Consider the following 24,227-nt stretch of genomic DNA (forward strand, 5'->3'; position numbering starts at 1 on the left):
TCAGCCTAGGCGGAAAGGATGAATATAAGAACCTTCAATTACTACACCGCCACTGTCACGATGATAAATCGGCATCTGATGGAAGCCTAAAATCATCTGGTTTGACAACTTCAGAAGTCAAACTAGATAATACAAGGTTAACCAAAGGAAGTCAAGCTGTATCCTTAACAAGGGAACAGTCAAACTAGGAGCCGTGTGAGGTGAAAGTCTCACGCACGGTTCTGAATGGGAGGGGAGGTCGGTGACGACCTTCTCGACCCCTAATAATATAATTTCGTCGTCAATCCTATGATTTTGCCAGGTAGTACCGTTCGAGTCACCAATCCCGATGATACCTACTATAAATTTGAAGGTTTAGCCCAGCGTTTAAGCGATGGGAAAGTGGCCGTTCTTTTTGAGGGGGGCAACTGGGATAAGTTAGTTACCTTTAATCTCTCGGAATTAGAAGAACTAATTATTGCCCCGGCTAAAGGCAAAAAATAACCATGCGTCCACCCTTACCGCAATTAGCCACGGATAACCGCCATCCCGATCATATCGCCGAAGTTATCGAGACGACGACGACCGAGTTCTTAGCGCAATGTTTGGAACCAGAGGAGTTAAACTTTCCTTTTATGCCCGCTTTTGGTAGTTGGGTAAAAGCCTACGATGAAGAAACGGGTAATAAGATTTTTGGGATTGTCACCTTTGCCACCACTGCCCCCATCGATTCGGTACATCGTGCTAGAGCTTTGGGGTTATCTTTGGCTGAATTGCGGGAACAACAGCCGCAGATTTTCGCTATGTTAAAAACGGAATTTCGGGCAACTATTGTCGGTTTTGAAACCCTGCCAGGACAATTTAATGGCAATGGTTCCGGGCGAGGTTATATCTATCAATATATTCCTCCCCGCCCCCCACAAATTCACCAGGCAGTTTATCAATGTGAGTCGTTAGAAGTGGTTTATTTTAGTGAACAATTAGACTTTTTAAGAATTTTATTACAGGTCAAAAATACTCCCGTGGAAGCTTTGGCAGCCGCTTCTATCCGTCAGATGTATCAATTGCGTCAAGCCGATCGACAATGGTTAGTGAATGTGGGCAGACAGTTAAGTGTTTTACTTAAAGATGATTATGATCGCTTGCGTTATATTCTCAGTCAAATTCATATTAGTCCTTAGATGATTCGGCGTTGCTGATTTTAATTATGAATTGTCTTCTGAGCAATTCTTCAAACTCCAAACCAAGTTAACTTGTGGATACTTTGTACAATTAGCATTCATATCTGGATTGCTGCAAAACTGATACCTGATAAATGGACAACTCTTATTCTCAATTAACCGAAGACTTGCTGAAATTGGTGCAACATTTGCCCCACTTAAAAGATGGCAAATGGATTCAAAGATCTCTGGAAGCAATAGTCAGAATTGCCGAGGAGGAAATCGATCGCCTCGATTGGAAAATTCTAACCTATGCGATCGAAGATTTAGAAAAGGGATTTCAGGTATTTTACCCCTACCGTCACATTCGTAAACTGACCATTTTTGGCTCGGCACGCATCAAACCCGATAGCAGTGAATACCGTCTGGCAGTAGAGTTCGCACGCTGTATCAGTCAATACGGTTTTATGGTGTTAACCGGTGCTGGGGGTGGCATCATGCAGGCAGGGAATGAAGGCGCCGGACGGGAAAATTCCTTCGGATTAAATATTCAGCTACCCTTTGAACAGGGGGCTAATCCTTATATCATAAATGATGCCAAATTAATCGATTTTAAATATTTCTTTACCAGAAAACTATTTTTTCTGCGGGAAAGTGACGCAGTAGCTTTATTCCCCGGCGGTTTCGGCACCCAAGATGAAGCCTTTGAGACGCTTACCCTCTGTCAAACCGGTAAATACGGACCTGCACCCCTAGTATTAATTGATGAGCCTGATGGGGATTACTGGCAAACTTGGCAAGAACAAATTAGTGAAAATCTGCAAAAAAGAGGACTGATATCCGCCGAAGATCGGAATTTTTATACTATTACCAACGATCTAAACCACGCTTGTCAAACAATTCGCCACTTCTATCGGGTCTATCACTCCAGCCGTTTTGTGGGAGAATCCTTTGTTATTCGTCTTAATCACGAACTAAGCGAGGAACAGATCGAACAAATTAACCAAAACTTCGGCGATATCCTAGTTAAAGGGAAAATCGAACCCAGTCAAATTCTAGAACGAGAGAATCGGGATTCCAGCCACCATTTACCTCGTCTAGTTTTTTACTTCAACGGCAAGAGTTACGGACGCTTGTATCAATTAATTGATCACATCAACGATTTAAGTCCTGTAGTTGCCCTTGAAGAGCATCCCGAGAGAAAATAAATACTAGGCCAGAGTTTCTGGACAGTATCCTAAACCCTTAGTAAATTGTTGCCGAAAAGCCTCTATATCTTGCTGATCCGGGGTACCATGGGAGACGATCGCCACTTGGTAACGACGCATGACATCAATGGGGGATTGTCCCGTTTCCAAACTCCAAAAAACCATCTGGAGACGCATTTCCGGTTGATAGGGAATCCCTAACTCATTCATGTAGGCGCGAAAATCCCCGTGTTGGCAAGGAGTAAGCATTTGATTAAACTTGACCTTGACCACCCAACCGTTAATCTGATGAATAACCGTCATGACGGAGGAGGGTAGATGAGTCATCGATCGCAGGTACTCGGTGACTCGTAGCGTTAAACTAGCGTTAGCAAGAAAATAGAGATAGTCCATATTGGCCGCTGGGATGTTGGCTAACAGTCACGATTAGTGTTATATCTCTAGTCTGACGATAAACCGTTCCAGATACCAAGGGGAGAAATCCCCGATTTAGTGAAGTTCGCCTGGGTAGAATTACCCGACTTTTGCGAAGATCTTTATGATGATAACGACGATGATCCCTGACCAATCACTCTCCAGCTACGATTATCACCTTCCTCCGGAGTTAATTGCCCAAAATCCCGCAGAACCCCGAGACAGTTCCCGTCTTTTGGTGGTAGATTCTCCTAATAGTCATAATTTGGCTATTTTTCGGGATTTACCTACTTGGTTAGAGCCGGGGGATTTGTTGGTTCTCAACGATACCCGCGTGATTCCGGCCCGTTTATTTGGTCGTAAAACCACCGGCGCACCCATAGAAATATTACTATTGGAAGAACAAGATGACCATCGTTGGTTATCTCTAGTGAAACCAGGAAAACGCTTTAAAGTCGGTTCAGAAGTCCTTTTTTATCCGAAAACAGGGCGAACGGAAAACAAAGAAAAATTATGGTTAGCGAAAGTAATCGATCGAGATCTGAACACCAGTGGTCGTCTGCTGGAATTTCAACGTCATCCCGGACGCAGTTTTTGGGATATGTTGGAGGAGTACGGTCATATTCCTTTCCCCCCCTACGTCACCGAATCAGAGGCAGAAGAAGACCGTTATCAAACAGTTTACGGTTATAAACAGGGTTCTGTAGCCGCTCCCACGGCCGGATTACATTTTACTCCCGAATTATTCCATAAGCTCGCCCAGAAGGGTATAGATACCGCCTATATCACCCTTCATGTGGGAGTGGGAACCTTTCGTCCCGTGGAAGTGGAAAATATTACAGAACACCTAATGCACCGGGAATTTTTAGAGATTTCCGCCGAAACTGCCGAAAAAATTGCCCAAACAAAGGCTAGAGGTGGCCGGGTTATCGCCGTAGGAACTACGGTAGCTCGCGCCTTGGAAGGGGCAATTAAAGAAACTAAGAGCGATAAAGTAACCGCTTTTCAGGGAAAAACGAATTTATTTGTCTATCCGGGTTATCAATGGCGAGTTATCGACGGCATGATCACTAATTTTCACCTACCCAAGTCCAGTTTGATGATGTTAGTCAGTGCCTTAGTCGGACGGGAAAGACTATTGGCATTGTATCAAGCAGCTATCCAAGAGCGTTTCCGTTTCTATTCCTTCGGTGACGCTATGTTAATCCTACCCAGCGCTTGCAGCAGTAATCGGTAAGTAGTTGGACAAAATTACATCCACACCCCAGAAAGAAGGAGGGCTAGAACTGCGGAAAGGGCAACAGGAAAGGGGAAAAATATGTATAAGCGGCCCGCGCATCTAAATTGGTCTAGGTCGATTATCGAACCACCTCTAGCCTGTTGTCTATCCTAACCAAGAAATGAAAAGAAAAGACATTAAAATCGGTCGCCGCTATTCTAGCAAACCCCTGCAAATATTTTTAATTATTGCCTTCATCGTCGCCGCTCCCTTTGCTATTTTTTATCTTATTGCCTTGGCCTATCTCTGGCAAGGCGATCGACTTTTGGCCGCGGGGGAGAAGGAATCGGCTCTGTCTGCTTACCGAACAGTTTTATCTTTTGACGAAAATTCAGTCCAAGCCCATATAAAAATCGCTCAGGTCTTGCAAAGTCAAAAACGCTATTCTGAAGCCTTACAAGCCTATGATCGTGGCTTTATCGTTAATCATAAACCACCGATGGAACCCTCCCAAAGTAATTATTTAGTGGCTTTGGGGGATATCTTCGCGCAGGAGGAAAAATGGTCAGAGGCGATCGATGCTTACCAAAAAGCAATGATCATTAAACCAACTTTTAAAGCGCAATTTCAGCTAGGAAAAGCCCTTTATAGTTTACAACGTTGGGATGAGGCGGCGAAAGCTCTGCAAGCAGCGGTTTTTCTCGATCCTAGTCAGGGAAAAGCCTATTTTTATCTGGGAAAGGCCTACAGTGAACAGCAACTCTGGCCAGAGGCCAGTTATGCCTATCAGCAAGCTCTAGAATTGATACCTAATCAGGGTGAAATCTACAAAAAATTAGGAGAAACCCTAGCAAAACAGGGAAAATGGCAGGAAGCAGAGCAAATATATCGACAGGCTTTAATTTACGCTCCTAAAGATGGGGATATTTATAATTATTTAGGTAAAGCTTTAGCGGAACAGGGAAAACTAGGGGAAGCGATGGCAGTTTTTCAACAGGCACGGCAAATTAGCCCTAAAAATGCTAAGATTTACCAAAATCTCTGTTATATCTATATCAACAACGGTCAGATCGATGAGGGTCTAAATTGGTGTCGGCAGGCCGTAGAAATTGATCCCAATTTATCAGAAGCTAGATTTATTTTACAGGAAATCCAACGGGGGCGATTAATTCACGACAATCCCGAATTATTAAAAATGCCAGAGATAATTCCTAGTGTTAAGAGTGATCCTCTGGTGAATTTAAAACGCTCAATTGTTAAAATTGTCATTCGCGGCAAAAATAAAAATGGTATCGGCACTGGTTGGTTATTAAAACGAAATCAAGACACAGCTTGGATCTTGACTAACCGCCATGTGGTGACGAATTCCCGTCAAGAAATCGATGCAGGATCCCGCATTTTTGTGGAGTATTATAGCCAACCACCCCAAGGAAAAATCCGCAAGCGTTCAAAAGCTAAAATTCTCCACATTACCCCCCCTAACGACTGGCTCGATTTAGCAGTATTAGAGGTAAAAAATCCCCCCCCAGATTTAAAACCTTTAGCTTTAGCACCCCTACCAATTGCCCCTAATCAACCAGTAATCTCGATCGGTAATCCTTTTAATCAAAAAGATTGGACTGTCAGCAAAGGCACGGTTAATGATAATGACGAAAAATCCTTAAGTTTGTCCATGTTTGTCGTTTCTGGACAGTCGGGAAGTCCAGTTTTAAACGATAAAAATCAAGTGGTGGGAGTGATTTCCCAAGCGGGTTTATTTTGTCCCAATCCCTCTACTCCTAAACCCCTAGAAAATGCCGTTAAATTAGGCTGCGGTTTAGCAATTCCCATTGACAGAGTGCGAGAAAGGTTAAGAGAGTGGGGAACTTTTTCAGTTATCAGTAATCAGTAATCAGTGGATAGTGGATAGTAGTTAAGCTGTTCGTAATTTAAATTGCTTGTTGAAACGAGGCAAAAGGCAAGAGGCAAAAGGCAACAGTAAAGGGATTGGGGGGGGTTCGGCTAATCTAAGAATAAGCGGTTTAAATGCGTCTTAGCTTAGTGGATAGTGATCGATCACTGGTCACTGATAACTGATAACTGGTCACTGATAACTGATAGATGAACCTTTTTCTAGGGTCCCTAAGTCTTTACCCTTAAACCTCTAATTGCCAAGGCGAGGATAGATGAGTCAACTACAAAATGCCTTTACCCTATTCCTGAGCCTGTTGGTGGAAGCGATGCCTTTCTTACTGCTAGGGGTGATTCTCTCTAGTATTCTTTTAATATTTGTCGATGAACGTCGCCTAGTTGCCTTGATGCCTCGCAATGCTGTTTTAGGAGCATTTGTGGGGGGATGTATTGGGTTTTTGTTCCCCGTCTGCGAGTGTGGCAATGTGCCAGTGGCGCGACGTTTACTTGTGCAAGGAATGCCGAATGCAGTAGCGGTTAGTTTTCTCTTAGCAGCGCCGACAATTAACCCGATTGTTATCTGGTCCACTTGGGTAGCTTTTCGCGATCAACCGGAAATTGTTTTCTATCGAGTTATCTTTTCTTTGTTCATCGCTACGGTTATCGGGATTATCTTTAGTATCCAAAAAGATCCCCGACCGCTCCTCCAAACCTCTTTGGCAAAAAGTCTCAATTGGCAACCGCAAACACCGGAAAAAGAATCTATCCCACTACTACTACAATCCGGTTCTTTTCTGATCGGTAATTCCGGGCAAACTTTGCGCTTAGACGAAAGTTTTGCCGCTACTGCTGTCCTACCGGCAGTGCAAGCTATCCCGATGAAAAGGCGCTGGTTAACTTTTCTGGAAAACGTGGTGATGGAATTACGCGAATTAGGAGGAGTGTTAATCTTAGGAAGTGCTATAGCGGCTGGTTTACAGGTGTTTGTTCCCCGGGAATTTATTCTTAATTTGGGTCAGGATCCGATTACTTCGATCTTGGCAATGATGCTGTTAGCGGTCATTGTTTCGATTTGTTCCACAGTTGATTCTTTTTTTGCTCTCTCCTTTGCATCTAGTTTTACCAGTAGTTCCCTGCTGGCTTTTCTAGTGTTTGGTCCCATGATTGACCTGAAAGGAATTGGTTTAATGTTGTCTATTTTTAAACCGAGAATGTTAATTTATCTCTTCGCTTTAGCAGCGCAAATGACTTTTTTACTCACCTTGGCTCACAGTTATTTATTTTAGGTCAGTCCCTAGATAGTCTTTCCCATGAATTCATCACGTCTAAAAATAATCGCCCCCCAATTTATCGATATTATTGCCCTCATCGGTTGGGGGTCGTTACTATTTAAATACTGGATAACTGGACAATTAAATTTACTGATCCATCCTAATTATTTTATTCTGGTTTTCATCACCAGTATTGCTTTATTTGCACTAGGATTGGTCAAGATTTGGACATTATTAAAACAGTGGCAAAAAAAGATTAATTTAGATAGTAACGATAATCGATCCCATATTACCATTCTTCCCCAACATTTTGGCTCAGGTTTATTAGTAATAACTGCCCTTTTAGGCCTATTTATCGCCCCGCAGCCCCTCAGTAGTCAAATCGCATTACAGAGGGGAATTAGTGAATCTTTACCCCTAACTCGCGTGCAAACTCAATCCTTTGGCACTACCGTTAAACCGGAGGAAAAAAGTTTAATTGAATGGGTAAGAACTTTGAATGCTTACCCCGAACCTGATGCTTATACAGGACAACCGGTAAAAGTCACAGGTTTTGTGGTACAATTGCCCCAATTACCCGATGATTATTTATTAATTAGTCGCTTTATTCTTACCTGTTGTGCCGTGGATGCTTATCCCGTGGGTTTACCAGTGAAACTATCAGGAAGTCGCAGTCAATATCCCAATGATACCTGGTTAGAAATCACCGGAGAAATGGCCACGGAATCTTTACCCGTAGAGGTGGGAAAATCAACCACCAGAAGACAATTAGTAATTAAGCCCAAATCCGTGAAATCTATACCCACTCCTGCGGATCCCTACGGATATTAACAGTTAACTGTTATCAGTTGTTTCTAACCATCTACTATAATGCTGAAAACCTTACAACTACAACCGATTGATAAATTAGCGATAACATTAATTGTATCCCTAACCTTAGTAATTGGTGGCTTAATTTGGTTGGGTAATAGCTGTGGTAATCAATGTCTTTTACAAACTGGTCCAAGAGTCAAGGAATTTAGCTGGGAAAATCGAGAAATTGGAGCGGAAGATCAAGCATTTATTATCACTTTTGATCGCCCCATGGATCATGCTAGTGTAGAAAAAAATCTAGTTATCGATCCTGCGCTGCCGGGGAAGTTTAGTTGGGCCGGAAGACGATTAGCTTATACCCTCACTTCTCCCATTCCCTACGGAGAAAAATATCATCTGCAAATTGAAGGTGCGCGGGAACAATTTCCCAGCGGTAATCGATTAGGACAAACCCTAGCAATTTTTGAAAGAGAATTTAAAAGTCGGGATCGTGCTTTTGCCTATATTGGCACTAATGGGGAAGAACAGGGAAGATTAATTTTTTATAACTTGACCGAGGAGAAGAAAACCCTCTTAACTCCCGCAAATTTGACCGTTATGGCTTTTGAATTCTACTCTGATGGTAAAAAAATCCTCTTTTCGGCCGTGGCGAAAAATCAGGGAATACAGGGAATTCGTGAACTACAGCTTTACCAAGTTGATTTTGGCCAATCTTCCCCAAAAATTGAGTTAGTGCTAGACAATAAAGATTATCAAAATAATCATTTTGATTTATCTAAAGATGGGGAAACTATTGTCGTGCAGAGAATTGAGCGCCGCAATCCGATTAACTTCGATTTATGGGCAGTTAAATCGGGGGAAAAACCCAAACAATTAAACATTCAAGGTGGAGAATTTTTGATTGCACCTGATAGTAAAACTTTGGCTGTCACCCAGGGGGAAGGAATCGCACTTTTGCCTTTAAAAACCGAAACAAAACCCCTAGATTTTTTACCAAAATTTGGGCGAATTTTGAATTTTTCTGCTGATGGTACGGCTGCGGCAATGGTAAATTTTAATACTGATAATGCCAAAATGCGTTATATTCGATCGCTTTTTTATGTCAATAATCAAGGATTACAAAAACGCTTACTCAATCTACAAGGTTCGATTATAGATTGTCAATTTAATGCCACTGGTAGTGATTTATATTGTTTGTTAACTGAGTTAGTTACTAACAGTCAAGAGTACAAAGAAAAACCCTATTTTGCTAAAATAGATGTGAAGACTGGTCAAGTGACTCCCCTACTGGAATTAGCCGATTATCGTGATATTCACATTAGTTTATCTCCCGATAGTTTAGCGATTATTTTTGATCAACTTCGCACCAGTTATGATACTAATCCGACTAATCCCTTGACTACTGACTCAGGAGAAACAATTATCGGTGGTCGTTTGTGGATGTTAATTCCTCCCCTACAAGATGGAGTGAAAGCAAGTAAATCTGATTTAATTGAATTACCTCTAGCGGGAATTCGTCCCCAGTGGATGCCATAGAATTACCATCATTAAGTTAGGAATTATTTCGATGCTGTCAAACTCAGAAAAATTAGCCAAATTGCGTCAGTATTTTGTTAGTGGTGCCACTCGTTCCTATCAATTCCGTCGTCAGCAGTTAGAGAAGTTAAAACAGGCAATTATTAAATATGAAGGAGAGATATATCAAGCTTTATATAGGGATTTAAAGAAAAGTCCCGAAGATTGTTGGATTACTGAAAATGGTTTCCTTTTGGTGGAAATTAATAACGCTTTAAAAAATTTGCGCTCATGGATGCAACCCAAACCTGTTAAAATCAATCTCTTAAATTTTCCTTCCTCCAGTCAAATTATTCGGGAACCTTTGGGGGTGGTGTTAATTATTGGTGCTTGGAATTATCCCCTCCAATTGTTATTAGTGCCTTTAGTTGGTGCTATTGCTGCTGGTAACTGTGCGGTATTAAAACCGAGTGAATTTGCCTCAGCGACGGAAAAATTAGTAATTAAAATAATTCAAGAAATATTCCCCGAAGAATATGTGTTAATTGTACCCGGAGATGGTGCGGAAGTAATTCCGAATATGTTAGACAGTTTTACCTTTGATCATATATTTTTTACTGGCAGTACCAGGGTAGGAAAAATTATTTATCAACTAGCGGCAGAAAAGTTAATTCCTGTTACTCTAGAATTAGGGGGAAAAAGTCCCTGTGTTATCGAAGCTGATGCTAATATTTCCGTGGCAACTCGTCGCATTGCCGTGACAAAATTCTCTAATTGTGGTCAAATGTGTATCGCAGCTGATTATGTTTTAGTACATCAATCCCAGCAGGAGAATTTGATCAGAGAATTAGCTAATACTATTGTTAATTTTTTTGGTGAAGATGCCAGACTAAGTGCTGATTATGGTAAGATAATTAATGATAAACAATTTGATCGCCTGATTGACTTGCTCAAAGATGGTGAGATTGTTTTTGGTGGCAAAACTGATCGAGAAAATTTATATATTCAACCAACTTTATTAACTAATGTTTCCCTTGATGCTCCTATTATGCAAGGGGAAATATTCGGTCCAATTTTACCGATCATTGCCTTTAGCACTTTTGAGGAAGCTTTAGCAATAATTGCTAAAAATCCTAACCCTCTAGCTTTTTATCTGTTTACTACCAAAGCAAAAACCGAAAAGAAATGGTTAGAATCAGTCCAGTTTGGGGGAGGTTGTATTAACAACAATAGTTTTCATTTTACTAATCCTAGTTTACCCTTTGGTGGTCGAGGAAATAGCGGTATTGGTAGCTATCATGGTCGTTTTTCCTTTGAGAATTTTAGTCACCAAAAAGCGATTATGAAAACACCTCTTTGGTTCAATCCCGCTTTAAAATATCCGCCTTTTAAGGGTAAATTAAACTTATTTAAGTTATTAGTTCGCTAAAAAGCTACAGTTTAAGTTAAAGCTTTTAAGAGAGCTTGAAATTTCAGCTGAATTTCTGCTAGTTCTTTTTCTGGATCGGAGCCGGCAACAATACCCGCACCGGCGTATAATCGCGCTTGATCGCCTTTAATTAATGCCGAACGAATACCAACAATAAACTCACTATTATTTTGACAATCAATCCAACCCAAAGGAGCGGCATAAAGAGAGCGATCGAAGGTTTCATAATGACGAATTTGTGCTAAAGCGATCTCGGTGGGAACCCCAGCAACAGCAGGAGTGGGGTGTAGTTGGGCAACAATTTCGAGGGGATGGATAGAGGGTTTTAGTTTGGCATGGATAGGAGTCCAGAGATGTTGAATATTGGAGAGTTTTAACAATCTAGAGGGAGAATTTTGCGGATTTAAGCCAATTTGTCGCAGTTTTTGGTTAATAAAGTCACTAACAGCCCGATGTTCCCGTTGTTCTTTTTCACTAGCGAGGAGTTTATTGGCAAAGAGAGCATCTTCGATCGCATTTTCTCCCCGGGGGGCGGATCCCGCTAAAGCATCGGTGATTAATTGCCCCTGATGGACAGTTAACAATCGTTCGGGACTAGCACCGATAAAATGATCTCCCCGTCCATTGCCGAGGGAAAAAGTGTAGCAATCGGGATGACGCTGACGCAAATTATCGAGACAGTTTACCAGATGAAAAGGACGAGGAGAAATCACGTCAAGAGCGTGAGCGAGGACAATTTTGCTAAATTTTTGAGCATGGATAGATTGGATGGCATCAGCAACAGCCGCTTGAAAATTATAGGTAGGATGAATATAATAACTACAGGAATCCTGGCGAGGATTTTGTCGGCAATTGCTGGAGTTATTTTGGATAATTTTGAGGTTATTAATAGTTTCTTCGAGGGATTTTTCTATTTCTTTTTCGCCGGTGATTAAGAGATTAGTCAGGAAAAAATATTCCGATTGTTTTTTGATAATTTGAAACTTAGGCAGGGTTAGGGTAGCTGAGGGAAAGGGGGTAGCTGTTGCCGAGTCGAAAAAAGTGAAACTACAAAAGATGCGGGGAGTAATCTCGCTATAGTTATCAATTTTAATAATTCTTTGTTGACAGTTTTCAATAAATTTTTGAGCTTTTAAAAAACGTTGTTTGCCGTGGAAAGTAGCAGTAAAAGCGATGCCGTAGCCGAGAAAAGCAGTTTCTCGTTCGGGATTTTCCCAATAACAATGGGTGGGATAGCTAGAAGCAATCCGAGAGAGAATTTCTAGGAGATCAAGGGGGGAAATTTTTTGACAAAAACTGACGATCGACCGATTTCCCTTTTCTGCGGCTAACAGTTGCGGGTTGAGGATAAAGTTATAGAGGCCGCGAAGATCAGCAATCGGACTATCAGGATAGGAAAGGCGAGGAACGGCAGAAGTCATGTCAAGTTTTTTGTATTTTTTGCAAAAAAAACCATGATTAATGGTATGTAATCCCCACAGATGTGGCCAGAGTCAAGGCTCTCTTTTTAACTATGGTATCGGAGAAAGGGTCTTTAGGCAGAAAGCGAGCGGGATATTTGTGGCGATTAACCTACTTGGCAACACATCAAGGCTTAAAATCTCCAGAGATGGCTATTATTTAAATGGGCAAAAAAATTAATTTAATAATTTCTATTTTACAAGTTTGTGGAAATTGCCACCACGGGACAAGTGGGGATACATTGTTCACAAACCACACAACGGGAACGCAAAAACTTAAGACGAAAACTTTCGGGATCAAGGGTTAAAGCTTCCGTGGGACAAACTCCCGTACATAAGCCACAATCGACGCATTTTTCTTCATCAATAACGATTTCGCGACTAACTTGGGAAACGCCAATATTTTGTAATTGTAACCATTCGATCGCCGCTTCTAACTCATCGATATCTCCCGATAATTCTAATACTAATGTTCCCACTTGATTGGGGGCAACTTGGGCGCGGATAATATTAGCGGCGACGTTAAAATCCTTTGCCAGTCGATAGGTAACGGGCATATGGACGGCTTTTTTGGGAAAAGTGAGAGTAACGCGTTTTTTCATGCAGCCTTTCCAATCAAAGAATCTTTTTTTGCTTATTTGCCGAAAACGGCTGGAATTACAATAGTAGCAGTGGCGGCAACGATCAGACCAAAAGCCAAATTAACTACCTGTTGATCAGCTTTTTGGTAGGTATCGATGCTAAGACTAAGTTCACGGATTTGGTTGATCACGTCTCCTAGCTTTTTTTCAATGTTTTGAACGTTACTTTCTAAAGTTTCTAATCGCCCCTCAATTGTATGAACGTCCCCTCCTAGCCTTTTTAGCTGTCCCTCTATTCGATCGAGTCTTTCTTCTGTCATAATTATTACCCATCTCTAACTTAATTGTAACTCAATCGACACCAATACTAAAAGAGCGCAGCAGTCGTTACAATAGGACAAAGTAAACTTTGATTAAATATCCATGACAGCCACCACACCCACCAACAAAACCAGAAATCTTCTGCTGGCAGTAACGGCAGTTATCCTTAGTGTAGCGATTTTCTTCGGCTTTCAAACCACCGCTAGTTCCGTATCTTTGGAAGCGCAAGCGGAAAAAGCGACACCTTTCGATCTTGCCGTCAGCAATGGTAAACCCACCCTGACAGAATTTTATGCTAATTGGTGTACCAGTTGTCAGGCGATGGCCCCTGAAATTGCCGAAATTAAAAAACAATACGGTAATGCCATTAATTTTGTTATGCTCAACGTTGATAATAATAAATGGTTGCCGGAAATTCTCCGTTATCGTGTGGATGGGATTCCCCATTTTGTATTTTTAAATAACCAAGGACAACCGGTTGCCCAAGCGATCGGAGAACAACCAAAATCAATTTTAACTGCTAATTTAGAAGCACTTTTAACTAATTCTACCCTACCCTATGCCACCACTACGGGAGAGACTTCTGATTTTAATATCCTTGTGGGTGCTAGTCAAACCGATCCCCGCAGTCACGGCAGTCAAGTTAAGCAGTAAGCAGTAAGCAGTTATCAGTTATCATTGGAAAGCTTAGGGCTGAAAGCTATCATTCAAGAGTCAACTATCAATCAGTACATTTCATTGACTAAAACCTTTTAACTATGGCGATTATTGTTCAACATTTGACCACAGGTAACGAATATATATTCCTAGGAGTTAGTGGGGGTGAAAGTAAGAATATTTTACCCACCAAAATGTTAGGAGATTTCTTCGCAACCGAGACTCCAGATAAATCGCGATCGGTGACGGTTTGTGATGATCAAGGCCGGATACTTTGGTTTCCCGTCACAGAAATAATTGTGGTGGAGGTAGATGGTCAAAAACCCGAAGAATTATTACCAGAAATTATCGCTCCTGAACCAGTTCCTTTACAATTAGATAAAGAGAATCAAACTCAGACCCCAGAAAATCAAGGAAACATCGATGAATTTGCCGAAGATGACGATTGGATCTAGAATTAAATATCTAATTTTAGCGGGAATAATTGCCCTATTTACTGTAGGCTTTAATTCCCTCTATTCTGTTTCTCAAAACTTGATCGCTTCCTTCCCTGTTGCCGAAGTTGAAGCCCAATATCTTAACGATTGGACACCGGAATTAGAGGCAGAATTTCAACAAAGGGCAAAGCAAGTTATTAACCATTTTGCTAGGGCAGAAAGTTATGGCAATTTGTGGGGAGAAAACGAGAAAAAATCCTATGCTATGGCCATGTTTGATTTCTTGGCAGGAAACAGGCAAAAAGCCCTAGATTTCCTGCAGCAGGATGACCCACAAAAACGGGAACAGTCCCACACTGATTATATAGATTATTATTTTTCTTTTACCCTAAAAGGACAAATTAGAAAATATTTTCTTCTCGGAAAGTATCTCGATCCAGTTTATCGTCAGAGAATGTATAATGCGGCGAAAATTTGGACAGAAACCGACCCTTTACAACGGCCCCATCCTATCCACGGCACCGGCCAAGGAACGGGTAATGATTGGAGTATGAAAAGACGGGGTTTATGGGTAGATAGTCGCAATACTGATAACCTGCGAGCGATGCGCGAAACATCGGTTTATCTGATGGCCGAAGAAACAGGAAATGAGGCAACTCGTCAACTTTATAAAAGTAAAATTAAGCGCTACGTTTCAGCTTTATATAACATCGGTATGGGAGAATGGGATTCAGAAGTTTATCAAGGTCATACCTTTGCTGCCTATCTCAATCTCTACGATTTTTCTCAAGATACGGAAGTTAAACAATGGGCAAAAATGGCCTTAGATTGGTTATCCATGGCCGCTAGTGTTAAATATTATCGGGGTGGTTGGGGTGGCCCTGTAAAACGTGATTATGGTGATGGCCATGGCGTAATGCGATCACACGCAGGTCGCACTTTTTGGTTATACTTTGGTGATACTCCTGTCGCCAATAATCGTCCAGAATTGGACTCTCTTTATCTAATTACCAGTCATTATCGTCCTCCTTTAGCAGTGATGGAATTAGCCCGAAAAAACTTTAATAAACCGGTAGAAATTCTCGCCAGTAAACCCCTATATGAAAACTGGAAACCGGGCAATAATCAGAGTCCGGGTTATTGGGAAACTCAATTTATTGGGGCTAGTTATCAAATGGGTAGTCTGGCGGGAACTTTCCCCGATGGCGATGTGGCCCCGTTTAAATTAATGGCCTTTAATCAAGAAAAAGGAGTGGATTTTTTTGTGGCTAACACTGGCAAAAATGGCGTAAAACCGGGCAAAAATCCCGGGGATGAAATCGGACAATATCGTAATCTTTTAATCTGGTTGCGTCCAGCAGACCAAGCTTTTTTCTGGCAATTACCGAAAACTGCCAAGGTAGAAAAAGATGATAATATCTGGTTTATTCAATTAGAAAAAACTTGGTTAGCCCTGAGATTAATAAATCTTTCTTCTCCTGAAATGATCGAGATTCCTAATTCCCCTTATCCCGATGATAATACCTACCAAGCTTTACCCACAGGTAACAATTATGCGGGTTTTGCTCTGGAAGTGGGGGAAGCGGCAACCCAGGGTAGTTATGAGAATTTCAAGAGCATATTTAAGCAAAAAAGTCAAGTAAATTTAACTCAAATTAACCAAGGCAGCCTCTTATTTAAAGGCAGTCAAGGGCAGAGTTTACAATTTACCTATAATCAAATCAATCTACTGCCGATGTTAATTCGTAACGGTCAAAAGCACGATTGGTCAAAAAATTTCGCCCTTTATAACAGTTTAAGTCGAGATAACTCTCCCGTTTCTTTAGGATGGAAAGAGGGCAAATTAACCGTCAAAGCAGGGAAATATCAATTTTCTAATGCTTTGATTCTGTCTTCTCCTTAAGTTAGATATTCTCGACTATTTATTCAGCAGACCCTAGTTATGAGGAGAGGCAAAAGGCAAAAGGCAAAAGGCAAAAGGCAAAAGGCAAAAGGCAGCTTTGTTCTCCCCACACCCCACACCCCACACCCTGTCCCCACGAAAAACTTTTTCGGCAGACCCTATTTCTGAGGATTGCTCAGACCATTTGCGCTTGATTTAAGAATTCTTGCAATTCTTCTCCTTCGATTACTTCCGTGGTCAAAAGATTAGCGGTAATCGACTCTAATAAATTGCGGTTATAACTAAGAATTGCTAGGGCTTTTTGGTAACTAGCGTCGATAATTTGTTTAACCTCTTCATCGATCACTTTCGCCGTATTTTCCCCGATCGAACGCCGGGGACTACCCTGATTATTACCTAAAAAATTAGCCTGTCCCGTTTTATCGTAGGCTAGGGGACCCAGGGATTTACTCATACCATAAATTGTCACCATTCTTTCCGCAATATCCGTCGCCCTTTGTAAATCATCGGAAGCGCCATTAGTAACACTGCCAAAGATTAATTCTTCGGCTGCCCGACCGCCCAATAACATAGTAATTTGTTCTTTAAATTCGGTTTCTGTCATCAAAAAACGGTCTTCCGTGGGAATTTTCAGGGTATAACCCAAAGCGGATAAACCCCGGGGAACGATCGAAATTTTCTCGACGCGACCACCTCCCGGCATAACAGCACCAACTAAAGCATGGCCGACCTCGTGATGAGCGACGATTTTCTTTTCTTTTTCCGATAAAACCCGACTTTTCTTTTCTAAACCAGCGATAACTCTTTCTATCGCCTCTTTAAAGTCGATTTGACTGACTTTTTCCCGATTATTACGGGCAGCCAAGAGGGCAGCCTCATTGACGAGGTTGGCTAAATCGGCACCGGCAAAACCGGGGGTTTGGGTGGCGATCGCTTTGAGGTTAACATCTTCACCCATCTGGACTCGTTGGGCGTATATTTCCAAAATTGCCAATCGTCCCGCTAAATCGGGACGATCCACCAAAACTTGGCGATCAAAGCGCCCCGGACGCAATAAAGCGGCATCAAGAGTCTCCGGGCGATTGGTGGCGGCTAAAACGATGACGACGGCTTCTTTGGGGCTAAAACCGTCCATTTCTGTCAAAAGTTGGTTTAAAGTCTGCTCGCGCTCATCATTACTGCCGCTAGTTCCCGATCCCGAACTTCTTGATTTACCGATCGCGTCCAATTCATCAATAAAAATGATGCTAGGGGCATTTTTCTTCGCTTGGGCAAATAGATCCCGCACCCGGGCTGCCCCAGTGCCGACAAATAATTCCACAAATTCCGAGGCCGAAATGCTAAAAAAAGTTACTCCCGCTTCTCCCGCGACCGCTTTTGCTAAGAGGGTTTTTCCTGTCCCCGGCGGTCCGACTAAGAGAACACCCTTAGGAATACGCGCCCCAATTTTATTAAAGCGCTCGGCATCCTTGAGAAATTCGACGATTTCCTTTAACTCGGTTTTTGCTTCCTCGGCCCCGGCCACATCAGTGAAGGTAATCGGATATTTTTCGTCGTCTCCGTAAACTTTAGCGAGATTTTTGTTAAAAAGCAGCGATTTACGCGTGTCATCGTTGCGATAGAGCAGAAACTGCATAGCGGCGACTAAAATTAAGGGGGGAACCACCCAAGCGAGGAGAGTGCTGATCCAACTGTTTTCGGCTACGGGAATCGCCTCGAATATTACGCCTTTTTGCTGTAATAGTTGGGGTAATTGGGGGTTATCGACTGGAATTGTGGCCAATACTCGTCCGGGGGCTAGATTACTGCTTGGTTTGCCCGCCAGAGAACTAGAATCACTGTGAAAGGGATTACTTGATTCTGGGGGATTAACGGGGGGATTACCCGGAATAGCCAGGGATTCTAAAGGATTTTTTAATTGATACAAGATGACTTGATTGCCAATTCTGACCCTACTGATGTCGCCCCGTTCCACTTTATTGATAAATTCGCTGTAGGGTTCGAGGGGAATATTGGATAATTCTGAGGGACGAGGGATAAGAAAATAGCCTAAAGCGGCAACACCAGAACAAATGATCAGGATTTTGCCTAACCGCGGCAACCGTGACCAGGAAAATTGATTATCTTCTTGATTAGTCATAATTTTTAGGGTGGGTCAGAGTGAAAATGCAAAGTTCATACTAACAATTCCCTATCTCGATCGCCTTACCGATGGGATAGGATAGAGGATGGAATACTTGGTAGCGAGCGAGCGACAAACGAGAGAAATCCCATGAATTTAGTTAGCTTAGAGAACTTTCTCGATAACACTTCTTTTTTAGTCCTGTTTTTAACCATGCTGGTTTATTGGGCCGGTGCAGCCTTTCCTAGCATACCTTTGTTGCCGGGCCTGGGCAGCACGGGAGTGGCCATCGCTAACCTCTGTATCGCCGCTTTATTGGGAGCGCGTTGGTTAGAAGCGGGTTATTTCCCCATTAGCAATCTTTACGAATCTTTATTCTTTCTCGCTTGGGGTGTAACTGCGGTTCATTTAATTGCTGAGTACACTAGCCGCAGTCGCCTGGTGGGGGTGGTGACGACTCCTGTAGCCATGGGGATTACTGCTTTTGCCACTTTGTCCTTACCCGGAGAAATGCAAACTTCGGCACCCTTGGTTCCGGCTTTAAAATCGAATTGGTTGATGATGCACGTTAGCGTCATGATGTTAAGTTATGCTGCTTTGATGGTGGGTTCCCTGATGGCGATCGCTTTTCTGATCGTCACGAGAGGTCAAAATATCGAGTTAAAAGGCAGTTCCGTGGGTACGGGAGCCTATCGTCTGCAAAATAAGTTATCTACCACTCTTTCTGCGCCAGTTTTCATGGAAACGGCTAACGGTGGCACAACCGCCCTTTTAACTCCCACCCTAACAGCGATGGCGACTCTTTCGCCCCAACGTCTTAGCTTGGCGGAAACCCTCGATAATATCAGTTATCGGGTCATTGGTCTCGGTTTTCCCCTTCTCACTATCGGTATCATCGCCGGAGCAGTTTGGGCGAATGAAGCTTGGGGTTCCTATTGGAGTTGGGATCCGAAAGAAACTTGGGCGCTAATCACTTGGTTAGTGTTTGCCGCTTATCTCCATGCCCGCATTACCCGGGGATGGCAGGGAAGAAAACCAGCTATTCTAGCAGCGAGTGGTTTTGTTGTGGTTTGGGTATGTTATTTAGGAGTGAATCTTTTAGGTAAAGGTCTTCATTCCTACGGTTGGTTTTTCTAAATCAGTTATAGGGGTGGGTTGGCAAACCTGCCCCTCTAGACTACCCTTTTTTAAGGCTTATAATTGTTATTTAATTACGGCAATTTTGCCCTAGATAAATAATTACAAATTCTCAAAACTTATAAAAAATGATCGATCAGAAAACTACTATTAAAAATCTGGCTTTAATTGCCGGTGTGCATGGCAATGAACTAACTCCCGCTTATTTGGTTAAATACCTACAAAAGTCACCTAATCTTATTGCTCGCAGCAGTTTTCAATCCCACAGTCTCATCGCTAACCCCTTGGCCCTAAAGCAACGGGTTAGATATGTCGATACGGATTTAAATCGTTGTTTTAACCAGAAAGATTTAGTGAATCCCGATTGTCAGCAATACGAACAAAAACGAGCCAAAAAAATAGTCAAAGAAATCCGAGAAAAATCCATTGATTTATTAATCGATATTCACAGCACCACATCTAACATGATGCTGGCGATTATTTATTCTAATCCCCATCCTTGGCTATTAAAAATCTTTACCTATCTGACTAAAATTAATCCTGATGTGCGCTTAATTTATCATCCCGTCAGCGAGGAAGAAAATCATTTTCTGAAAGGAATTTGTCCCCTAGCTTTTACCCTAGAAATCGGTCCAATTAACCATGGTGTCATCTGTCCCTATCTTTTTCGTCAAACCGAAACACTCATTTATCAAATCCTAGACTACATCGAACAGGAAAATTATCTCGCTGCCCATCTCGATACTTTCAGCGAATCCCTAACAGTTTACCAACGTTTAGGCTCGATCGATTATCCTAGGGATGAACAGGGTGAAATTAAAGCCATGTTACATCCTCAGATTCTCCAACGAGATTATCAGGCAATTCAACCCAATCAACCGATTTTTCTAGGATTTGATGGTCAGGAAATTATCTATCGTGGTGAATCTGAATTATATCCTATCTTTGTCGGAGAATCTTCCTACAAAGAAAAGGGAATCGCCCTTTGTTGGACAGAAAAAAAACAAATCGATATTAATTAGTACCTCCACAGCAGTTTTACTGACAAAAAACAGGTCTAAATAAGGGAAAAGCCACTATGACCTTTACTTCTGATTCTTTTTTAGCGGAACGTTACCGACTACAACAACGCCTGGGAAATACCGCTATCGGTCGTCAAACTTGGTTAGCTACCGATGTATTATCTCAAGAATCGGTAATTATTAAACTCCTCGCTTTTAGTCCCCAGATGGAGTGGGAAGAATTAAAATTATTTGAACGGGAGGCAGCCGTCTTAGCTTCTCTCCATCATCCCCGTATTCCCCGCTATCGCGATTATTTTTCCCTCGATAAAAATCAAGGTGATGGGATTCCTTGGTTTGTACTTGTACAAGATTATATACCGGGAGAATCCTTAAGTGATCACTTAGAAAGGGGGCAACGTTTCACCGCTACGGTAATTCGGACTATTGCCCAAGAAGTTCTCGAAATTCTCATCTATTTGCATGAATTATCGCCCCCAGTATTACATCGAGATATTAAACCTAGTAATTTAATTATTAACTCGGAAAATAACGTTTATTTAGTGGATTTTGGTGCAGTCCAGTCCAGGGGTGCAGTGACGGGAGTTACTTTTACCGTGGTGGGGACGAGTGGTTATGCACCCCTAGAACAATTTTGGGGCCGAGCAGTTCCGGGTTCTGATTTATATGCCTTGGGTATGACTTTAATTCATTTATTGACAGGAATTGTGCCAATAGAACTGCCCCACCGCGACTCTAAAATTCAATTTCGCCAACTGGTGACAATCGATGATGATTTAATCGATTGGTTAGAAACTATGACCGATATGGCAGTAGAAAAGCGGTTTAAAAGTGCCAGAGAAGCTCTGAAAATTCTCCAACATCCCTACTATCGTCAAGTATCAAGTTTAGTCGATCCTAAGAAATTACCAAAACCTCCCCACAGTTCCATCCGTATCGCTAAACATAAGGATAATTTAGAGATTAATTTACCACCAAAAATTAAGCTACCTTCCGATGCGCCTACTCTCTGGTCTTTGGCGATTTTCCTTACTGTCACTGTCTTTATCTCCCCAATTATTACCTTTATTATAGCTCTGATTGGTTTTATTTTTTCGCGGGAGATGCAATTAATTCTTACCCCTCAAGAAGTTTTAATTAAATATAAACTTTTCAATTTTATCTACAAAAAATTTGCTTTTAAAACTCAAGACTTATGGGGTATTTTTCTCCATAGCAACGGCACGGAAGGCAACTATCAGATTCGTCTGCGGACGGCTAAAAATTATTATCTTATCGGTCAAAATCTCCGCGAGGATGAATGTCTCTGGTTAGGACAGGAAATCCAAGATTGGTTAAATTTTATCAAATATAACGTTTCTCATCAAGAGGAAATGTAGCCTGACAAGGTATCTTCTCCTGGCTCTCTTGGATAATGTATTCTAAGATACATTCCTCCTAGCGAGGGGGTGGAACGAACCACAAAGACACAAAGGACACAAAGATTGATCGATCATATTGTAAGTTTAACTTATCACACAGAACCTAGAAGAGCCTTCTCCTGACTCCCCAAAAGGAAAACCTTGTACCTCATCTCAAGAAATCTGGGGAATTAGTCGGTAGGTATTTTCCCTTTTTTAACCTTAATTTTGCAAAGATTAACCTATCTTGATATAATAACAACTGATTGGCATTCCCTTAGCTACAGGACGGCAATTATTAAATCGAATTAGGAATTACAAAAAAACAGCCATGAAATGTTAGTTATTAGTGGAGAATAAAAAATGATTTCTGAAATTTACCAAAAAGTCAGCTTGTTAGTTTTGTATCAAGGGGTTTTTGATAATGCTATTGGCAAGGCATTTATTACCCTATTATCTACGGATAATATTGCCGATTTTCTTAAAGCCTATGGTCAATGGTTTCAAGCTTTAGCATCTAAAGATATCAGTTGGAATGATTTTCTAGTCGAACAAATTTTATTAGATGACAATCCCTTTAGTCAACAGGTACAGAAAAAAAGTTTTTGGGAGTTACCCGAATCTTTAATTAATGGCGTGAAACAGGATTTATCTATCCTTCAATCTCTCTATAATTCTAGCATTTATAGCCTCAGCAATTCGACAATTTTGGAACAAATTAAATTTCTCAGTTTCCCCGCTTGGGAAATGGACAATAAATTAGAAAGTTTTTTACATTCCGGTTTAGATTGGAGGGAATTAGTTGAAGATTTAGCAGATTATTATCGCGAATGTGGTACGGGAATTTTTGCCCGTTATCAAGCTTTAAGGTGGCAAGAAGGTCGATTACAAGGAATTACTCATCCCGATCCCGTGCAGATTCAAGAAATAGTCGGTTATGAAATGCCCAAGGAAACCTTGATTAAAAACACTGAGTTTTTATTAGCAGGTTATCCCGCTTTAAATGTGCTACTCTATGGCAGTCGTGGTTCGGGAAAATCCTCTCTAGTCAAGGGATTATTGCAAAAATACCATAGTCAAGGATTGCGCTTAATTGAAGTGGCCAAATCCCAATTAAAAGACCTACCATTAATTATTGAAATTCTGCGATATTTACCGCAAAAATTTATTATCTTTGTCGATGATTTATCCTTTGAAGAAGACGATGAAGCTTTTAAAGCTTTAAAGGTTGTTTTAGAGGGAAGTATCACCGCTAGACCGAAAAATGTCGTAGTTTATGCCACTTCTAATCGCCGACATTTAGTCAGAGAATTTTTTGCCGATCGACCCCGACCAAAAGATGGGGATGAAGTGCATAATTGGGACACAGTACAAGAAAAATTATCCTTTAGTGATCGCTTTGGTTTAACCCTAACTTTTGAACCAGCTAATCAAGAAAAGTATCTGGAAATAGTGCGTCATTTAGCCAGTTTAGCTAAATTAAAAATTAGCTTAGAAGACTTAGAATTTCGTGCCAAACAATGGGCAACCCAACATAATGGGCGATCGGGAAGAACTGCCAGACAATTTGTTGATTTTCTCCAAGGGGAATTAGAATTAAATAGGTAGCATTAATTGTGTTATGATTAAATAAAAGAATATCTAATCTGGAAAAATGTTGACTCAATCTCCTCCCAAAACCCTCAGCTTAGAAGAATATCGTAATTTAGAAACCATTGCCGAGGTTAAACACGAATATCACGACGGGGAAATTATCGAGATGACAGGGGGAAGCATCAATCATAATAGTATTCTCATTAATCTTATTGTCCTGCTAAAATTAGCTTTAAGAGGAACTAATTATCGTCTTCAATCTAGCGATCTACGTCTATGGATACCCCAGTATAATCGCGGTTTATACCCAGATTTAATGATCATTGCTGGGGAACCATTATTTAGTGATAATCGCAACGATGAAATTTTAAATCCCTGTGTAATTATCGAAGTTTTATCCCCTTCCACCTCTAGTTATGATCGGGGTGATAAATTTCGTTATTATCGTTCTATACCCCAATTAAACCAATATCTTCTCGTCAGTCAAGGGGAGATATTAATAGAATCCTATAGCAAAACCTCAGAAAATAATTGGTTGCTGCAAGAATACACCCAAGGGACTTCCAGAGAATAAAATACCCAACAAAAAAATAGAAAAGTGTTTTTTTGAAAAAGTAATTATTTTTGTCTAGGAAAACAAAGAGTCTCCCATTACAACCTATTTTTCCGAAAAAAAAATAGCAGCATAAACTTTTA

General features: G+C 41.3%; 22 protein-coding genes and 1 pseudogene. 18 read left to right on the top strand and 5 right to left on the bottom strand.

Annotated elements, in window-relative coordinates; all coding sequences use genetic code 11:
* From O9323_RS05640 to O9323_RS05655, 4 genes are all read left to right on the top strand, one after another.
* The coding region (locus tag O9323_RS05640) for an HNH endonuclease (RefSeq protein WP_288124808.1) at window positions 1-188 on the top strand (188 nt) is incomplete at its 5' end.
* 100 nt (window positions 189-288) lie between these two features.
* A complete protein-coding gene (locus O9323_RS05645) occupies window positions 289-483 on the top strand; it encodes an NAD(P)H dehydrogenase subunit NdhS (protein WP_002732940.1) in 195 nt (64 codons plus the stop codon).
* A 2-nt stretch (window positions 484-485) separates the two neighbouring features.
* A complete protein-coding gene (locus O9323_RS05650) occupies window positions 486-1,160 on the top strand; it encodes an HAS-barrel domain-containing protein (RefSeq protein ID WP_002732419.1) in 675 nt (224 codons plus the stop codon).
* 134 nt (window positions 1,161-1,294) lie between these two features.
* Entirely contained in the window at window positions 1,295-2,347 is a 1,053-nt protein-coding gene (locus O9323_RS05655; protein WP_002733478.1) for an LOG family protein, read from the top strand.
* A gap of 3 nt (window positions 2,348-2,350) precedes the next feature.
* Here the strand turns inward: O9323_RS05655 and O9323_RS05660 are convergent, their stop codons facing one another.
* On the bottom strand, window positions 2,351-2,740 hold the full coding sequence (locus O9323_RS05660) for a hypothetical protein (protein ID WP_002733765.1): 390 nt from the start codon (window positions 2,738-2,740) through the stop codon (window positions 2,351-2,353).
* Window positions 2,741-2,900: 160 nt separating this feature from the next.
* On the opposite strand from O9323_RS05660, the gene queA reads away from it, so the two are divergent.
* The 6 genes from queA to O9323_RS05690 all read left to right on the top strand — a co-directional run bounded on the left by queA (window position 2,901) and on the right by O9323_RS05690 (window position 10,898).
* Window positions 2,901-3,998: a tRNA preQ1(34) S-adenosylmethionine ribosyltransferase-isomerase QueA gene (queA, locus tag O9323_RS05665; protein WP_002753483.1), complete on the top strand. Its 1,098-nt coding sequence runs from the start codon at window positions 2,901-2,903 to the stop codon at window positions 3,996-3,998.
* A gap of 163 nt (window positions 3,999-4,161) precedes the next feature.
* The gene (locus O9323_RS05670) at window positions 4,162-5,871 is read left to right on the top strand and encodes a serine protease (RefSeq protein ID WP_002753484.1); all 1,710 of its coding nucleotides are present in this window, start codon (window positions 4,162-4,164) and stop codon (window positions 5,869-5,871) included.
* A 274-nt stretch (window positions 5,872-6,145) separates the two neighbouring features.
* Window positions 6,146-7,156, top strand: a complete 1,011-nt coding sequence (locus tag O9323_RS05675) for a permease (RefSeq protein WP_002750120.1) — start codon at window positions 6,146-6,148, stop codon at window positions 7,154-7,156.
* 24 nt (window positions 7,157-7,180) lie between these two features.
* Window positions 7,181-7,972 carry a TIGR03943 family putative permease subunit gene (locus tag O9323_RS05680; RefSeq protein WP_288124809.1) on the top strand — a complete coding sequence of 264 codons (792 nt, stop codon included), beginning with the start codon at window positions 7,181-7,183 and terminating at the stop codon, window positions 7,970-7,972.
* A 39-nt stretch (window positions 7,973-8,011) separates the two neighbouring features.
* Window positions 8,012-9,490, top strand: a complete 1,479-nt coding sequence (locus tag O9323_RS05685) for a hypothetical protein (RefSeq protein WP_149108008.1) — start codon at window positions 8,012-8,014, stop codon at window positions 9,488-9,490.
* A gap of 31 nt (window positions 9,491-9,521) precedes the next feature.
* A complete protein-coding gene (locus O9323_RS05690; RefSeq protein ID WP_288124810.1) occupies window positions 9,522-10,898 on the top strand; it encodes an aldehyde dehydrogenase in 1,377 nt (458 codons plus the stop codon).
* Window positions 10,899-10,909: 11 nt separating this feature from the next.
* On the opposite strand, the gene O9323_RS05695 is transcribed toward O9323_RS05690, so the two are convergent.
* The 3 genes from O9323_RS05695 to O9323_RS05705 all read right to left on the bottom strand — a co-directional run bounded on the left by O9323_RS05695 (window position 10,910) and on the right by O9323_RS05705 (window position 13,259).
* Entirely contained in the window at window positions 10,910-12,319 is a 1,410-nt protein-coding gene (locus tag O9323_RS05695) for an isochorismate synthase (RefSeq protein ID WP_002739470.1), read from the bottom strand.
* Between the two features lie 236 nt (window positions 12,320-12,555).
* Window positions 12,556-12,960: an NIL domain-containing protein gene (locus O9323_RS05700; protein WP_002739790.1), complete on the bottom strand. Its 405-nt coding sequence runs from the start codon at window positions 12,958-12,960 to the stop codon at window positions 12,556-12,558.
* Window positions 12,961-12,992: 32 nt separating this feature from the next.
* Window positions 12,993-13,259 carry a ssr2422 family thylakoid membrane protein gene (locus O9323_RS05705; RefSeq protein ID WP_002740128.1) on the bottom strand — a complete coding sequence of 89 codons (267 nt, stop codon included), beginning with the start codon at window positions 13,257-13,259 and terminating at the stop codon, window positions 12,993-12,995.
* Between the two features lie 103 nt (window positions 13,260-13,362).
* Here O9323_RS05705 and O9323_RS05710 point away from each other — a divergent pair, with 103 nt between their 5' ends.
* The 3 genes from O9323_RS05710 to O9323_RS05720 all read left to right on the top strand — a co-directional run bounded on the left by O9323_RS05710 (window position 13,363) and on the right by O9323_RS05720 (window position 16,257).
* Window positions 13,363-13,914 carry a thioredoxin family protein gene (locus O9323_RS05710; RefSeq protein WP_002750106.1) on the top strand — a complete coding sequence of 184 codons (552 nt, stop codon included), beginning with the start codon at window positions 13,363-13,365 and terminating at the stop codon, window positions 13,912-13,914.
* A 104-nt stretch (window positions 13,915-14,018) separates the two neighbouring features.
* On the top strand, window positions 14,019-14,372 hold the full coding sequence (locus tag O9323_RS05715) for a hypothetical protein (protein WP_002739676.1): 354 nt from the start codon (window positions 14,019-14,021) through the stop codon (window positions 14,370-14,372).
* Window positions 14,341-16,257 carry a hypothetical protein gene (locus O9323_RS05720; protein WP_288124811.1) on the top strand — a complete coding sequence of 639 codons (1,917 nt, stop codon included), beginning with the start codon at window positions 14,341-14,343 and terminating at the stop codon, window positions 16,255-16,257. Before O9323_RS05715 ends, O9323_RS05720 begins: the two co-directional genes overlap by 32 nt.
* 175 nt (window positions 16,258-16,432) lie before the next feature.
* Here the strand turns inward: O9323_RS05720 and ftsH are convergent, their stop codons facing one another.
* Window positions 16,433-18,397, bottom strand: coding sequence for an ATP-dependent zinc metalloprotease FtsH (gene ftsH / locus O9323_RS05725; RefSeq protein ID WP_288124812.1), 1,965 nt, complete (start codon window positions 18,395-18,397; stop codon window positions 16,433-16,435).
* 132 nt (window positions 18,398-18,529) lie between these two features.
* Between ftsH and ccsB the strand changes: the two genes are divergently transcribed.
* The 5 genes and pseudogenes from ccsB to O9323_RS05750 form a co-directional block, all read left to right on the top strand.
* Window positions 18,530-19,516: a c-type cytochrome biogenesis protein CcsB gene (ccsB, locus tag O9323_RS05730; protein ID WP_002739901.1), complete on the top strand. Its 987-nt coding sequence runs from the start codon at window positions 18,530-18,532 to the stop codon at window positions 19,514-19,516.
* Window positions 19,517-19,644: 128 nt separating this feature from the next.
* A complete protein-coding gene (locus O9323_RS05735) occupies window positions 19,645-20,538 on the top strand; it encodes an aspartoacylase (RefSeq protein WP_024970778.1) in 894 nt (297 codons plus the stop codon).
* Window positions 20,539-20,594: 56 nt separating this feature from the next.
* Window positions 20,595-21,917 (top strand): serine/threonine protein kinase, encoded by a 1,323-nt coding sequence (locus O9323_RS05740; protein ID WP_002750101.1) that lies wholly within the window; start codon window positions 20,595-20,597, stop codon window positions 21,915-21,917.
* A gap of 384 nt (window positions 21,918-22,301) precedes the next feature.
* Window positions 22,302-23,546, top strand: coding sequence for an ATP-binding protein (locus O9323_RS05745; protein ID WP_002740076.1), 1,245 nt, complete (start codon window positions 22,302-22,304; stop codon window positions 23,544-23,546).
* Between the two features lie 46 nt (window positions 23,547-23,592).
* A pseudogene (locus tag O9323_RS05750) lies at window positions 23,593-24,084 on the top strand (Uma2 family endonuclease); the annotation flags it as partial.
* Window positions 24,085-24,227: the final 143 nt, after the last annotated feature.

Origin of the sequence: Microcystis sp. LE19-131.1A (assembly GCF_027532015.1) — a bacterium.
In the GTDB taxonomy this organism is placed as follows: domain Bacteria; phylum Cyanobacteriota; class Cyanobacteriia; order Cyanobacteriales; family Microcystaceae; genus Microcystis; species Microcystis ichthyoblabe_A.